Genomic DNA, 204 nt, shown 5'->3' on the forward strand with positions numbered 1-204 from the left:
GTGCGTACGAGACTCGAACTCGTGACCCCATGCGTGACAGGCATGTATTCTAACCAACTGAACTAACGCACCTTTCTTTTGTCTGCGTTAAAGACGATTGCTTTGTTGCCTTAAAAACGGTAATCAGAGGCGGTGCGTACGAGACTCGAACTCGTGACCCCATGCGTGACAGGCATGTATTCTAACCAACTGAACTAACGCACC

General features: G+C 49.0%; 1 tRNA gene. It reads right to left on the minus strand.

What is annotated here, in order from left to right:
* Positions 1 to 130: 130 nt before the first annotated feature.
* Positions 131 to 204: transfer RNA gene (locus tag I6E49_RS14360), tRNA-Asp, on the minus strand.

It is taken from the genome of Leyella stercorea (assembly GCF_021531655.1).